At 43.7% G+C, this 14,324-nt stretch carries 9 protein-coding genes; 4 read left to right on the top strand and 5 right to left on the bottom strand.

What is annotated here, in order from left to right; all coding sequences use genetic code 11:
• Positions 1-2: 2 nt before the first annotated feature.
• The 3 genes from D1614_RS08665 to D1614_RS08655 all read left to right on the top strand — a co-directional run bounded on the left by D1614_RS08665 (position 3) and on the right by D1614_RS08655 (position 6,179).
• Positions 3-2,312: a family 65 glycosyl hydrolase domain-containing protein gene (locus D1614_RS08665; protein WP_119437521.1), complete on the top strand. Its 2,310-nt coding sequence runs from the start codon at positions 3-5 to the stop codon at positions 2,310-2,312.
• An 82-nt stretch (positions 2,313-2,394) separates the two neighbouring features.
• A complete protein-coding gene (locus tag D1614_RS08660; protein WP_241558095.1) occupies positions 2,395-4,233 on the top strand; it encodes a glycoside hydrolase family 13 protein in 1,839 nt (612 codons plus the stop codon).
• Positions 4,234-4,316: 83 nt separating this feature from the next.
• Positions 4,317-6,179 carry an alpha-amylase family protein gene (locus D1614_RS08655; protein ID WP_119437519.1) on the top strand — a complete coding sequence of 621 codons (1,863 nt, stop codon included), beginning with the start codon at positions 4,317-4,319 and terminating at the stop codon, positions 6,177-6,179.
• Between the two features lie 343 nt (positions 6,180-6,522).
• On the opposite strand, the gene D1614_RS08650 is transcribed toward D1614_RS08655, so the two are convergent.
• The gene (locus tag D1614_RS08650; protein ID WP_119437518.1) at positions 6,523-7,092 is read right to left on the bottom strand and encodes a YdeI/OmpD-associated family protein; all 570 of its coding nucleotides are present in this window, start codon (positions 7,090-7,092) and stop codon (positions 6,523-6,525) included.
• A gap of 130 nt (positions 7,093-7,222) precedes the next feature.
• Here D1614_RS08650 and D1614_RS08645 point away from each other — a divergent pair, with 130 nt between their 5' ends.
• A complete protein-coding gene (locus D1614_RS08645) occupies positions 7,223-7,876 on the top strand; it encodes a transposase (protein ID WP_119437517.1) in 654 nt (217 codons plus the stop codon).
• Positions 7,877-7,923: 47 nt separating this feature from the next.
• On the opposite strand, the gene D1614_RS08640 is transcribed toward D1614_RS08645, so the two are convergent.
• From D1614_RS08640 to mfd, 4 genes are all read right to left on the bottom strand, one after another.
• Positions 7,924-9,564 carry a M56 family metallopeptidase gene (locus D1614_RS08640; protein ID WP_119437516.1) on the bottom strand — a complete coding sequence of 547 codons (1,641 nt, stop codon included), beginning with the start codon at positions 9,562-9,564 and terminating at the stop codon, positions 7,924-7,926.
• A complete protein-coding gene (locus D1614_RS08635) occupies positions 9,549-9,944 on the bottom strand; it encodes a BlaI/MecI/CopY family transcriptional regulator (protein WP_119437515.1) in 396 nt (131 codons plus the stop codon). Before D1614_RS08635 ends, D1614_RS08640 begins: the two co-directional genes overlap by 16 nt.
• A gap of 150 nt (positions 9,945-10,094) precedes the next feature.
• Entirely contained in the window at positions 10,095-10,814 is a 720-nt protein-coding gene (locus D1614_RS08630; protein WP_119437514.1) for a fibronectin type III domain-containing protein, read from the bottom strand.
• Between the two features lie 137 nt (positions 10,815-10,951).
• A complete protein-coding gene (gene mfd / locus D1614_RS08625) occupies positions 10,952-14,317 on the bottom strand; it encodes a transcription-repair coupling factor (protein WP_119437513.1) in 3,366 nt (1,121 codons plus the stop codon).
• Between the last annotated feature and the right edge of the window lie 7 nt (positions 14,318-14,324).

Raw genomic sequence — 14,324 nt, 5'->3', positions numbered from 1 at the left:
CAATGAAGGAGTACATAATCCATCACGAATGGAAAATTATAGAAGAAGGGTTCAATCCTGCTTTCAACCGTATTTCTGAAAGTCTTTTCAGTATTGGAAACGGGAAAATGGGGCAGCGTGCCAATTTCGAGGAAAAGTACTCGGGCGATTCGCTGAACGGAACGTATGTGGCCGGAATCTATTATCCGGACAAGACCCGCGTGGGTTGGTGGAAAAACGGCTATCCGGAATATTTTGCCAAAATCATTAACTCCACGAACTGGATTGGAATTAATGTTCGGATTAATGGCGAAGAACTGGACCTGGCTAAAGCGAAGGTGCTTTCGTTTGTCCGCGAGCTCGATATGCAACATGGTTTGCTCTCGCGCCGCTTTGTTGCTGAACTAAAAAACGGGAACCAGGTAGAAGTGAGTTCGCATCGTTTTGTAAGCATCAATGCCACAGAGATTGGGGCGATCCGCTATTCAGTAAAAGCATTGAATTTTTCGGGCGAGATTGAATTTTCGCCTTACCTGGATGGTGATGTGGAGAACGAAGATTCGAACTACGATGAAAAATTTTGGGTGGAAGTTTCCCGCGCTATTGGTGGTCAGGAAGGTTACCTAACCGTTGAAACGCTCAAAACGGAATTTCACGTATGTACCGGAATGTGGTTCGAGCTAACTCAAAACGGAAAGAAGGTAAACACCGAAATTACTTATAAAAACAAGGAAAAATATGTAGAAGCCACTCAGAAAGTGGCGGTAAATAAGGGTGATGAGCTGGTGGTTGAAAAGCTTTCATCAACGGTTTCGTCACTGTATTATTCAAAAGAGCAGTTGGTGCGCAAAGCAAAGGAAGCGATTGAGTTGGCGGCATCCGCCGGATTTGATGTGCTGTTCGAAAGCCACAAAAACCACTGGCTCGGGAAATGGGAAACCAGCGATATTCGCATTGAAGGAGACGTGGCTGCCCAGCAGGGAATTCGCTTTAATATTTTTCAGCTGAATCAAACGTATTCGGGTGAAGATGAACGGTTGAACATCGGCCCGAAAGGATTTACCGGCGAAAAATACGGCGGTGTAACTTATTGGGATACTGAGGCCTATTGTCTCCCGTTTTACCTGAGTACAGCTTCGCAGATTGTGTCGAGGAACCTGTTGATTTACCGGCATAAACACCTGCAGAAAGCCATTGAAAATGCAGAGAAACTCGGTTTTACGTCCGGTGCTGCGCTTTACCCGATGGTAACCATTAACGGCGAAGAATGCCACAACGAATGGGAAATTACTTTTGAAGAAATTCACCGGAATGGCGCTATTGCCTACGCTGTTTACGATTATGTGAACTACACGGGCGACAAGGAATACCTGGCACCCCAGGGCTTTGAGGTATTGCTTGGAATCAGCCGGTTTTGGAGCCAGCGCGTTAACTGGTCGCAAGACAAGCAGAAATATGTAATGCTGGGAGTGACCGGCCCCAACGAATACGAGAACAACGTGAACAACAATTTCCACACAAACTACATTGCTGTGTGGACCTTAAAATATACACTGGAAGTTATTGAATACCTGAAAACGGAACACCCGTATTTGTTTGAAGAGCTGATTCAGAAATGGAAATTCAATGAACTTCAGGAAACAGAACGCTGGGCTGATATTATTCAGAACATGTATTTTCCGCGCGATGAAAAACGGGGGATTTACCTGCAGCAAGACGGATTTCTGGACAAAGACCTCACCCCGGTTTCGGAACTTTCGCCCAAAGACCGGCCGATCAACCAAAAATGGTCGTGGGACCGCATTTTAAGGGCGCCGTACATAAAGCAAGCCGATACGCTTCAGAGTTTGTACCTGTTTCAGGAGAATTTTAGCGAGGAAGAATTACGTCGGCATTTCGACTTTTATGAGCCATTAACGGTTCATGAATCTTCGCTTTCGCCTTGTGTGCATTCCATTCTGGCGGCGCGAATCGGGTACAGCGAAAAGTCGTACGAAATGTACCTGCGCACTGCCCGACTTGATCTGGATGATTACAACAACGACACCGAAGACGGGTTGCACATCACCAGCATGGGAGGAACCTGGATGGCTTTTGTGATGGGGCTTGGAGGAATGCGTGTGAAAGCCGGGAAGCTCACTTTCCGCCCATTTCTGCCTGAAAAATGGAATGCCTACAGCTTTCGGGTCAACTTTGGAGGCGCTCATCTTGAGGTGAAAAAGAACCGGGATCTTTTTACGGTCATCAATCATTCGGATGTGGATGTGCCGGTAACGGTTTGGGAAAACGAATCGCTGATAAAAGGGAAAACTGAAACTGCGTTTAAAAAGTAAGCATAAGAACAGCACAAATGTTCTTTCAAAAAATATAAAAGAAGAGCTGGTAAGGCTCGGATAAATTCATAAAATCGTCATGATGAAACCATTTATAACATTCTGTTTATCATTGCTGGCACTTGTTGCCAGTGCCCAGAATTTAGATCGCGTAGAGCCGCCCAACTGGTGGGTGGGAATGAAAACAACACATCTTCAACTGCTGATTCACGGGGAAAATATTTCACAAACCGACGTAACACTAAGTTACCCGGGCGTTGAGTTGGAGTCGGTAACCAAGGTTGAAAACCCAAATTACCTGTTTGTAGATTTGAAGCTGGCAAGCAATGTTGAACCCGGAAAATTCAACATAGAGTTCAAAAAAGGGAAGAAGCTGGTGGCCACTTATTCCTACGAGTTGTGGGAGCGGGAAGCAAACTCAGCAAACCGTACCGGATTTAACTCTTCGGATGTGATCTGCCTGATTACTCCCGACCGCTTTGTGAACGGAGACCCGGGTAACGACGAAGTGCCGGGTATGAAAGAAGGATTGGACCGAAGCTATAAATGGGGACGTCACGGAGGTGATATTCGTGGGATTATCAACTCGCTCGATTACCTGCAAAACCTGGGTTATACCGCTGTTTGGCTGAATCCGGTGCTGGAAAACGATATGCCCGAGTCATCCTATCACGGTTATGCAACAACCGATTTTTACAAGGTAGATGCGCGCTTTGGCAGCAACGACGAATACCGCGAATTAAATGAGGAGCTCGACAAACGGGGAATGAAGCTCATTATGGACATGATTTTTAATCATTGCGGCTCGGAACACTGGTGGATGCACGATATGCCCATGAAAGACTGGATCAACAATTACCCGGAAATGAAAATCACCAACCACCGGCGGACTGTACACGAAGATCCACATGCTTCGAAGGCTGACATTAGCGCCCTGGTTGACGGATGGTTTGTTTCCGCCATGCCCGACCTGAACCAGCGGAATCCTTTTGTTGCCCGGTACCTGATTCAAAACAGCATTTGGTGGACAGAATATGTGGGACTGGAAGGCATCCGGCAAGACACCTGGCCTTATCCTGATAAAAACATGATGAGCGAATGGACCAAAGAAATGCTCGAAGAATATCCCAATTTTAATATCGTTGGTGAAGAATGGAGTGTGAATCCGGCCATTGTTTCTTACTGGCAAAAAGGGAAATACAACCAGGATGGATATAAAAACCATGCGCCCAGTATGATGGATTTTCCGTTGCAGAGTGCAGTTGCCAGTGGTCTGAAAAACGATGAAACCTGGGATACGGGGTTAATCCAGGTTTACGAAGCTTTATCAAACGACTTTCTGTATCCCGATCCGTTTCACCTGACGATTTTTCCGGATAATCACGATATGTCGCGCTTTTATGTGCAGGTGGGAGAAGATGCCGACCTGCTGAAAATGGGAGTGGCTTTCTTTCTAACCACACGTGGAATTCCGCAGATTTATTACGGAACCGAAATACTGATGCGACACGATGGAAGCGAGCACGGCGATATCCGCGCTGATTTTCCCGGTGGCTGGGAAGGCGACAAGGTTAATGCATTTACCGGCGAAGGATTGAGCGATGCAGCCAAAGACATGCAAAAATACGTGGCAAACATTCAGAACTGGCGCAAATCGGCCAATGTGATTCACGACGGGAAACTGCTGCATTTTATTCCTGAAAACGGGACTTATACCTATTTCCGTTATACTGATAACGAAGCGGTGATGGTCATTCTGAATAAAAATGCAGAAGAGAAAGCGATTGCTACGGATCGCTTTAAAGAAGTGACAAATGGTTATACTTCAGGAAAAGAAATTATAAGCGGCAAGGAAATTTCAGATATCAGTAAAGTAACTGTTCCGGCAAAATCGGCGGTTATTGTTGAATTGAAAAGATGACAAATAAGAACACTGATAACACAAGTTTTCGCCGTTGTAATTTGTGTTGTCAGTTATATCTGCTTCATCAGCGTTCCATTATTATGAAGAAACTATCCATCCTACTTATTTTTTGGGCGTTCTCTGCCTGCCAATCTCCTCAAAAGCAAGAAACAGATCAGCCGGCGGCTCCTAAGGGGAAACAGGTGGTTTACCAGGTTTTTACCCGCTTGTTTGGAAATACAAACACCACCAATAAACCGTGGGGAACGATGGAAGAGAACGGGGTTGGTAAATTCAACGATTTTACCGACCGTGCGCTCGACGAGATCAAATCGATGGGAGTAACCCATATCTGGTATACCGGCGTTCCGCATCACGATGTGATTCGCGATTACACCGCTTACGGCATCTCGAACGACGATCCGGATGTGGTAAAAGGCCGGGGCGGTTCGCCTTATGCGATCAAAGACTACTACAATGTGGACCCCGATCTGGCGGTTGATCCGGCCAAACGAATGGAAGAATTTGAAGCGCTTATCTACCGTACACATCAGCACGGGATGAAAGTGATCATAGATATTGTTCCCAATCATGTTGCTCGGAACTACCAGTCGATTTCGAGGCCGGAAGGTGTGGCTGATTTTGGCGAGAAGGATGATACTTCGGTGGAATATGCACGGGATAACAATTTTTACTACATCCCGGGCGAAGCTTTTAAGGTGCCCGAAAGTAAAAATGGCTATTTGCCTTTGGGTGGCGAAAAGCACCCGCTGGTAGACGGTAAGTTTGATGAATACCCGGCTAAATGGACGGGTAACGGTTCGCGAAAAGCTCAGCCCGATTTTTACGACTGGTACGAAACCGTAAAAGTAAATTACGGAGTTCGTCCGGATGGAAGCTACGATTTTGAACTTCTGCCTGAAGGTTTTGATAAAAAGGATTATCGCGAGCATTTTGAATTCTGGAAAGACAAGGACGTCGCGGATTCGTGGGAGAAATTCAAAGATATTGCGCTGTTTTGGCTCGATAAAGGCGTAGATGGTTTTCGTTACGACATGGCTGAGATGGTGCCGGTTGAGTTTTGGAGTTACATGAACTCAGCCATCAAAATGAAAAACAAGGAGGCTTTTCTTTTGGCCGAGGTTTATAATCCGGCTTTGTACCGCGATTATATTTTCAAGGGGAAAATGGATTATCTGTACGACAAGGTGGAACTGTATGATACGCTGAAACACATTATGCAAGGCCACGGAAGCACCGATCATCTTCCTGCTATTTACGATGGTCTGGCCGATATCGAGCATCATATGTTGCATTTCCTGGAAAACCACGATGAACAGCGTATTGCCAGTGCCCCTTTTGCCGGGAAAGCGGAAAAAGGAAAACCGGCAATGGTTGTATCCACCTGCATGAGCACTTCTCCAACCATGCTGTATTTTGGGCAAAATGTTGGCGAACGGGGTGACGGAGATATGGGCTTTGGCGACGAATCGCGAACGTCGATTTTTGATTACTGCGGAGTTCCGGCCCACCAACGCTGGATGAACAACGGAAAATTTGATGGCGGACAATTAAGTCCTTCAGAAAAATATTTAAACGATTTTTACAAGACTTTACTGAGCTTTTCAGCACATTCGGAAGCGCTTCTGGGAGCGTACAAAGAGATTCATTCTTACAACCGGGAAAATACCAAAGGTTACACCGATAAGTTGTTTTCGTTTGTTCGCTGGAAAGGTGATGAGCGGCTTATTGTGGTCAGTAATTTTGAGGAGGCAGAACATGCATTTCAGCTAAAAATGGATGCGGAAACTGTGGCCGCATGGCGTCTGAAAGATGGTACTTATCCGCTCGTGGATCAGCTGAGTGGAAAGGAAGACTTGCGTCTGGTGGTTAAAAATGGGCAAGGCTATATTGACCTCGTTTTGCCGGGTCTTGAATCGCATATTTTAAAAGTAAAAAAATAGAAACACCCTTTAAACCTTTTTGGGTAAGCGGTTGTTTCATAATAACTAAGATTGATAAAAATTACTCACCATAGAGGTGGTTTGGTTTTTGGTTTAGTTTAGGTTTAGGTTGATTGAGAAAAGGTTGGTACACTACCAACCTTTCTTTTTTTCTGAAAGTCAATCTTAAAAAATATCCAATTCTCAATTTTGAATGTAAAATATCCAACAAAATCTGGAAAATTGGATATTCCGGATTGGATATTCTGCATTAAACATTAAAAACAAATCCCGGATAGGAGCATACATTTTAACTTTCGTTTCTGTTGGTGATTCCTCAGAATCATGATTGTTTTATATGTGGTTATCTTAACCCCAGATTCTTTTTTTGCAGCAGAAGTTCGATCGATTCTTTTACGCGTCTTGCGCGTGTTTCCGGTCGTTTGGCGGTTTTTATCCAGAGAAGGTATTCCTTCTGGTGTCTTTTGTTGAGCCCGTTAAAATATGCTGCGGCTGTTGTATGTTTCTCGAATTCTTCTTTAAGTTCCTGCGGAATTGTCAGGTCTATTTCAGGAGGAGTGTTTACTTTGTCCCAATTGCCGTTTTGTTGGGCGGCTTCGATTTTCTTCAGACCAACAGGTTTTATTCTCCCTTCTTTTAACAATGCTGCCACCCGCTTTTTGTTGGATTCCGACCAAACACTGTTCTCTTTCCGGGGAGTAAATTTTCGGGCATAGCGATCTTCATCCAGCTTTTTTACCAAACCATCGATCCAGCCCCAGCATAAAGCCGATTGAACCGATTCTTCGTAAGAAATTCCGGGAACACCTGTATGTTTTTTGAAGTATACCAACCACAATTCAGTTTCGGTGTCGTGGTTTTGCTCCAGCCAGCTTTCCCATTGTTCGGATGTTTCGAAAAACGTAGTGTTCATAATTACTGAAATGACAAGCCAAATTAAGGAAAATATTGATTTATTGGATATTCACGGCGACTATAGTTCACCCCGTGAATAGTGTACTATTTTTTTGCAGGTTTTGTAACTTGTAAGAAAACCATTGTTTATGTATTTTGAATCCAATCACATTTATCATATTTACAATCGTGGAAACAATTCACAAAACATATTCTTTACACGAGATAATTATCTTTTCTTCCTTGAAAAGATCAGGAAACATATTTTGCCATATGCTGATGTTTTAGCGTGGTGTTTGATGCCGAATCATTTTCATTTAATGGTTTATGTGAAGATCACAGAATTAAGGTTTGATGGCGTACTGGGGGAGAGTCAAGATAAATTTGGTGTAAAATGGGGAACTGCTGTTAGCAGCGAAAGAGATTTTAATCACTCAATTGCTATAATGCTTCGGTCATATACTCGGGCGATAAATAATCAGGAGAATCGCACTGGATCACTTTTCCAGATGTCCACAAAAGCCAAATGTTTAACGGATAATTCTCAAAATACTCCAGCATGGTTTTCTTCGAATTTTGGAACAGTAATTAATATTGAAGATCCAACGAAAAGCTATCCACAAGTTTGTTTTAGTTATATCCACTCTAATCCGGTAGATGGGAAATTGGTGAAACGACCTGAAGAATGGGAGTTCTCTTCTTGTCTGGATTTAATCGGGTTGAGAAGAGGGAGTTTAGTAAACAGAAGTAAGGGAAAGGAGTTCGGTCTTGTTTTAAACGAAAATTCACCCGGTGACTTTTAAGTCAACGGGTGAAAGAACGGGTGAAAAATTATTTTTCCTGTTTTCTGTTATTTGAACTCAACCGGAAGCAGGTATTTTACCGGAACAGCTTTACCTCGCTGTTTCCCGGGTTTCCATTCCGGCATGTTGGAGGCTATTGCTATGGCTCCTTTTGCGGCGGCATCATTGTCTTTTTCAACTACTTTGATGTCGGTAACTTTACCCGCAGCATTTACGGTAAACGCAACTTTTGCTTTTCCTTTTACGCCTTTTTCCTGCGCTATTTTCTGTTGCATTTTTGCAATGTAATCCTGCATTGCTTCATAACCGGCGGGGAATTGGGGCATGTCTTCCACTACTATAAATACTTCTGTTTCTCCGCTTTTTGCAGGTGGTGGTGGAGGCGGTGGTGTCAGCGCCGATTCGTTACCGGAGCTTTTTGCTCCTTTTACAGGTGGAGGAGGTGGTGGTGGAGCCAGCTGTTCTCCTTCCGCAGAACGGTTGTAAATTTCAATGACAGCATCTTTTAGTGTGTATTTTCTGGCAAATGAACCGTCTCTTTGTTTTTCTGATGTTAGTTCAGCATAGGAATCCACGATGGTTTTCTTGCCGACAAAAGAAAGAACGATGCTTGCATTTTCCGGGACATCCAGTGAGAATGTGCCATCTCTGTCAACTACTGTTCCAACAGTTCCTCCCTTAACAACTACCGATGTTCCGGGTACTGGGTCACCATTTTCATCCACAATCGTACCATTTAGTTTGATGGTTTTTTGTGAAATTAACTTGCTTGCTTGTACTTCACCGGTCTCCTTTTCCTGGGCGGTGACTTGGTATTCCGGCTCGGCAAAGGCAAACAGTAAGAGCGCAAGGGCAGGTAGTGCCCACATGAATTTTACTCCGCGTATGTGCGGTGTTTTCTTTTTCGTCATCATTTTTAATCGATTTGCGTTAAGAGCAAAGTTCAGGTTGTTGGTAATGCCAATAATCTGCATGCCCATTAACTGGTTTACTAATAAAGCCTGGTAGCGGGCTACAGTGTGTCCTTGCGCAAGAACACCTTTGTCGGCCAGGTACTCATGGTTTTGTTTAATGGATCGTTCAAAGAACCAAATAAATGGGTTGAACCAAAAGATGACTGTTAACAGTTCTATAAAAAGCAGGTCGAACCAGTGATTCTCACGAATGTGCACTTTTTCGTGAGCCAGAATTTCCGGCAGGTCGTCCTGTGTGTGAAATTTCGGATTGATAAATATTACGTTGAAGAACGAGAACGGTAGACCGTATTTCTCATTCTCAATAATTCTGACACCTTCGAATGATTTCATCCGGTGTTTGATCATCAGTGACAATAACACGCCCGTTTGTATGAGCAGGCGCAACATGAAAATGGCAGCTCCGGTGAGGTATATAACCAGAAGCACGTGTTGCCAATTGAAAACCGTACCATTGTTGTTAATAGCTTCTGTAACCGGGATGTTTTTGAACGTATCGGCAATGGTACGAACCGGTGCGTTGGTACCGGCTTCTGCCAAAACCGTATATTGCAAGGGAAAAACAGGCAGGAGTGTTGAGGTAAGCAAGGCCGCCAAAAGAAAAAAACGGTTGGCTTGGTGAAACGTTTCTTTCCGGAGGAACAGCCAGTACACTGAATAAAACAGAACTATACCGGCTGAGGCGCTGATTAAATAGCTTAATAGCGTTTCCATGGCTTTTCTTCTTTCTCTTTTTTGATCTCTTCTTCCGTTATCTTCATAATTTCTTCCAGCTCTTCAAGACTCAGGTTGTTCTCTTTGGCAAAAAAAGTGGCCATTTTCGGGAAAGAGCCGTTAAAATAGTTCTTTAGCAAGGAGCTGAACTGAACTTTTGTATACTCCTGTTTACTTACCTCGGTAAAAAAAAGATTTACGTTCCCTACCTTTTTGCTCTGAACAAAACCTTTCTTCTCCAACACCTTTAAAACGGTAGCAACAGTGGTATAGGCCGGTTTTGGGTCTTCAAATTCATCTACCACCTGTTTTACCACTGCCTCTTTTAGTTTCCAGAGGATCTGCATAATTTGCTCTTCTGCTTTTGTAAGTGTCTTCATTCTTCTATTAATTTCTACTACAAATGTAGTAATTAAAATTATACGGAAAAACTATTGATATAATAAAAATACTAAAAAAATAGTAGGCGTAAGTTTGGGCATAAAAAAACCAGCTGATATTCAGCTGGTTTAAGTCTCTATTGGTTGATGCTAATTGTTAGCGTATACAACATCTTCACTTGCAATTGAGATCATCTCAACGTTCCAGCCGCGATCAGAAGCAGTTGCAGAATCTTCATATAGCAACGCTTGCAAATCTACTGTGTACGTTTTCCCAGACTCAAGAGTTTCTTTTAACCCTGTATTGCTGCTGATAACAAAATTGTCCGAAGTATTAGGGATAAACGTGCTGATAAAAACAACTTCGTCTTCATCATTCATTAAGCGGATCACATAACCGTCGGCATTGGTTACTTTGTCCCATTTAACGGTAATAGAAGTATTGCCGGTATTGGCAGTAACTTCGGTGATGGTTGGAACGTCAAAGTTTTTCACTTCCAACTCGTCAGTTGCCGTGTGTGTGATTCCTTCGTTAACTACAGTAAAGGTAAATGTACCTTCTTCCGGAGTATCTTTTGAATAATCAGCTGAAGCTGGATCTTTGTAAAAGGTTTGTTTGTAACCTTCCATGGCACTTAGCGCAATTGAATCACCTGAGGGAAATTTTACTGCAGCTGAAGTCATAGCGTAGTTTCCATAGGCATAATAAGCAACCGCATAGCGGGCTGTATCGTCAACCATTTTCTTAAGTGTCACGGTTTCGCCAATTACTGTAAAAGGTGCCTTGTCGTCATCATCATTACACGAAGCCATCCCTGCTACGATCAGGAACACCATAAATAACTTTCCAATTTTCTGAATAGTAATCATTTGAATAAGATTTAATTTAATAACAAATAATATAAGACTCTTCTTCTGTTTTTAGTCTCTGTTTACACAGATGCGACTAATTGGATTTGGTTGCGTAAGGATAACGTTTTTTTTAGAAAAAAAATTTTGTTACCCATTCAATTTGTTGGAATGGTGTCTGTAATTATCTCTTTTAGAATATAATCGGCTGTTTCAATGTTGGGGACATTGGCAAAAGAAAGTGTGAGTTTTCCGTTGGCTTCCTTCATTTTTCCTTTTGTTTTTCCCTTTTGAATATGCTGAACAATTTTTATAAACCGTTCAGACTGGTAAAATGAGGAACGCTGATCGGAAACAAAATAGCAGATCATTTTCTTCTCTTTGAGAATGATCTTCTCCATGCTAAGATCGATGGCTTTCCAGCGTAAGGGGAGCACATCGAGCAGTTCGCGGCTTTCGGCCGGCAGGGTCCCAAAGCGGTCGATCAGTCCTTTTGTGTATTGTTCCAGCTGTTCCTGGTTTTCGATGTTGTCGAGTTCGCGGTACAACATCATCCTTTCCGAGTTTCCGGGGATGTAATCGCTGGGGAAGAGCAACTCCATGTCGGTATCGATCACGCAGTCGTTCACGTATTTAATATTGAGGAAAGCCTGAGACTGATTGTCGTCCTGTTCGGCAAACAGCTCGCTGAATTCTTCTTGTTTCAATTCCTGGATGGCCTCGTTCAGAATGCGGTGATATGTTTCAAAACCAATATCGGCAATAAAACCGCTTTGTTCGGCTCCCAGCATGTTTCCGGCGCCGCGAATGTCGAGGTCCTGCATGGCAATGTTAAAGCCGCTGCCGAGTTCCGAAAACTGCTCAATGGCCTGAATTCTTCTTCTGGATTCGGGGCTCAAAGTTGCCAGCGGAGGAGTGATGAGGTAGCAAAATGCTTTTTTATTCGATCTCCCAACACGCCCGCGCAGCTGGTGCAGGTCGCTCAATCCAAAGTTTTGGGCGTTGTTGATAATGATGGTATTGGCATTGGGAATATCAAGTCCCGACTCGATGATGGTGGTGGCAATTAAAACGTCGAATTTTCCATTGATAAAATCGAGCATTACTTTTTCGAGTTTCGGACCTTCCATTTGTCCGTGACCAACCACTGTCTTCGCTCCGGGAACAATTCGTTTGATGGCATCTTCTACTTCAAAAATGTTCTGAACGCGGTTGTGAATGACAAAAACCTGTCCGTTCCGGTCGAGTTCAAATTCAATGGCCTCGCGAATCATCTGCTCGTTAAAGCCATGAGCCTCGGTAACGATGGGGTAGCGGTTGGGAGGCGGTGTTTGAATAATGGAAAGGTCGCGTGCTCCCATCAGCGAAAACTGGAGTGTTCTCGGAATCGGGGTCGCGGTAAGCGTCAGTGTATCAACGTTTACTTTTATTTCCTTTAGCTTTTCTTTTACCGAAACGCCAAATTTTTGTTCTTCGTCAACAATGAGCAGACCAAGGTCATTGAATTTCACATCTTTGCTTACCAGGCGGTGCGTACCGATGATAATGTCAGTTTTGCCATCGGCTACTTCTTTGAGTGAATTTTTTACCTCGGCCGTGGATTTTAAACGGCTTACATAGTCGATTTTCACCGGGAAATCCTGCAAGCGCTCTGAGAATGTTTTAAAATGCTGCAGTGCCAGAATGGTTGTTGGGACCAAAACAGCCACCTGTTTGCTGTCGGCCACAGCCTTAAAAGCAGCCCGAATGGCCACTTCTGTTTTACCAAAGCCCACGTCGCCGCACACCAGACGATCCATCGGAATGCTTTTCTCCATGTCGCTTTTTACGGCAGTCGTTGCTTTTTCCTGGTCGGGTGTATCTTCGTAAATAAACGAAGCTTCAAGCTCGGTTTGCAGGTATGAGTCGGGCGAAAACGCATAACCTTCTTCAGCCCTGCGTTTGGCGTACAAGGCAATCAGCTCCTTGGCAATGTCTTTCACTTTTGCCTTGGTGCGGTTTTTCATTTTTTGCCAGGCGCCTGTTCCCAATTTGTTGATGTTGGGCTCTGCTCCGTCTTTTCCCTTGTATTTCGAAATGCGGTGCAGCGAATGAATGCTCACCAGCAGCGAATCGTTATCGCGGTAAACCAAACGGATGGCTTCCTGAATTTTGCCGTTCACTTCGGTTTTTACGAGCCCGGCAAATTTCCCGATTCCGTGATCGATATGCACCACATAATCTCCGGGATGAAGCTTGTTTAATTCCTGCAACGAAATGGCTTCGCGCTGTGCTTTGCGGGTTTTGAGTTTGAAGCGGTGGTAGCGTTCAAATATTTGGTGATCAGTATAAAAACATGCTTTTATGTCGTGGTCGATAAACCCCTCGTGCAGAACAAAGGGAATGGGATTAAAGCGAACACGAACGTTGGTGTCTTTGAAAATAGCCTGTAAACGCTCAAATTGTTTTTCCTGGCTCGACAAGATAAAAAGCTCGTACCCATTGTTTTGATGTTCCACCAGGTTGGCGCCCAGCAGTTCAAAGTTTTTATTGAAAACGGGCTGAACCGAGTTGGAAAAACTGATTTTTTCAGCCGGGGTGAAAGCCAGATCGGTGCCAAAGTCAAAAACGCTTAAAGAAGCAAATTCTTTCTCCAGTTCGTTTCCTGAAATTATCAGGCTTGAAAAATCCTCCTCTTCCCGGCTTATAATTGTTTGTCGGTGAATATCCGAAACACGGTCGAAAAAGATATGAAGGCCGTTGCCAAACCAAAACGGATCGTCCTGAATAAATTGTACCAGCGATACCCGGTTGCCTTCTATCTCCGAATCCTGGATATTGGGAACAATCGTTATTTTGTCAAACCGTTTTTTTGACAGCTGATTTTCGATGTCGAAACTGCGGATTGAGTCAATTTCGTCGCCAAAAAAATCGACACGATACGGATCTTCGTGCGAAAACGAAAAAATATCGACGATACTTCCGCGCACCGAAAACTGCCCCGGTTCGTACACAAAATCAACGCGTTCAAAGCCATATTCATACAAAAACTCGTTGACAAATTCGATCGAGAGTTTATCGCCGGTTTTTACCTGCAAGGTATTGTTTTCAAGGCCTTCGTTCGAAATCACCCTTTCAACCAAAGCCTCGGGATAAGAAACCAGTAAATACGAATTCTCTTTTTTCGACAGAAGGTTGAGTACTTCGGTACGTTGAACAATGTTCTCCTGTTCGGGCCGGTCGTACTGCACCGAGCGTTTGTACGAAGAAGGAAAAAACAGCATTTGGTCCGACAGTCCCAGGTTATTCAGATCGTCGTAGAAATAAGCTGCCTCTTCACGGTCGTTAAGCAGAACTACAAAATTCTTTCCGGTGTTTTGAAAGAGTTTGGCGAGCAAAATGGTTTTGGCAGAGCCAATAAGCCCCTGCAGGTGAACTTTTTCACCCGGGGGGGCAAGCAGCTTCTTTTCAATTTTTGAAAAGCCGGGATGCCCTTCGAAATATTTTAAAAACGAGTTGGTTTCCAAAACCAAAATTTTTCGCAAAGATAGT

The sequence above is a fragment of the Maribellus luteus genome, from assembly GCF_003576475.1.
In the GTDB taxonomy this organism is placed as follows: Bacteria; Bacteroidota; Bacteroidia; order Bacteroidales; family Prolixibacteraceae; genus Draconibacterium; species Draconibacterium luteum.
The sequence above is the reverse complement of the archived record's forward strand: the minus strand, read 5'-3'. Positions and strand labels throughout refer to the sequence as shown.

Coding starts and splice junctions, on each gene's coding strand:
- D1614_RS08665 (WP_119437521.1), top strand. CDS start 3: ATGAAGGAGTACATAATCCATCACGAATGGAAAATTATAGAAGAAGGG.
- D1614_RS08660 (WP_241558095.1), top strand. CDS start 2,395: ATGAAACCATTTATAACATTCTGTTTATCATTGCTGGCACTTGTTGCC.
- D1614_RS08655 (WP_119437519.1), top strand. CDS start 4,317: ATGAAGAAACTATCCATCCTACTTATTTTTTGGGCGTTCTCTGCCTGC.
- D1614_RS08650 (WP_119437518.1), bottom strand. CDS start 7,092: ATGAACACTACGTTTTTCGAAACATCCGAACAATGGGAAAGCTGGCTG.
- D1614_RS08635 (WP_119437515.1), bottom strand. CDS start 9,944: ATGAAGACACTTACAAAAGCAGAAGAGCAAATTATGCAGATCCTCTGG.
- D1614_RS08645 (WP_119437517.1), top strand. CDS start 7,223: ATGTATTTTGAATCCAATCACATTTATCATATTTACAATCGTGGAAAC.
- D1614_RS08630 (WP_119437514.1), bottom strand. CDS start 10,814: ATGATTACTATTCAGAAAATTGGAAAGTTATTTATGGTGTTCCTGATC.
- D1614_RS08640 (WP_119437516.1), bottom strand. CDS start 9,564: ATGGAAACGCTATTAAGCTATTTAATCAGCGCCTCAGCCGGTATAGTT.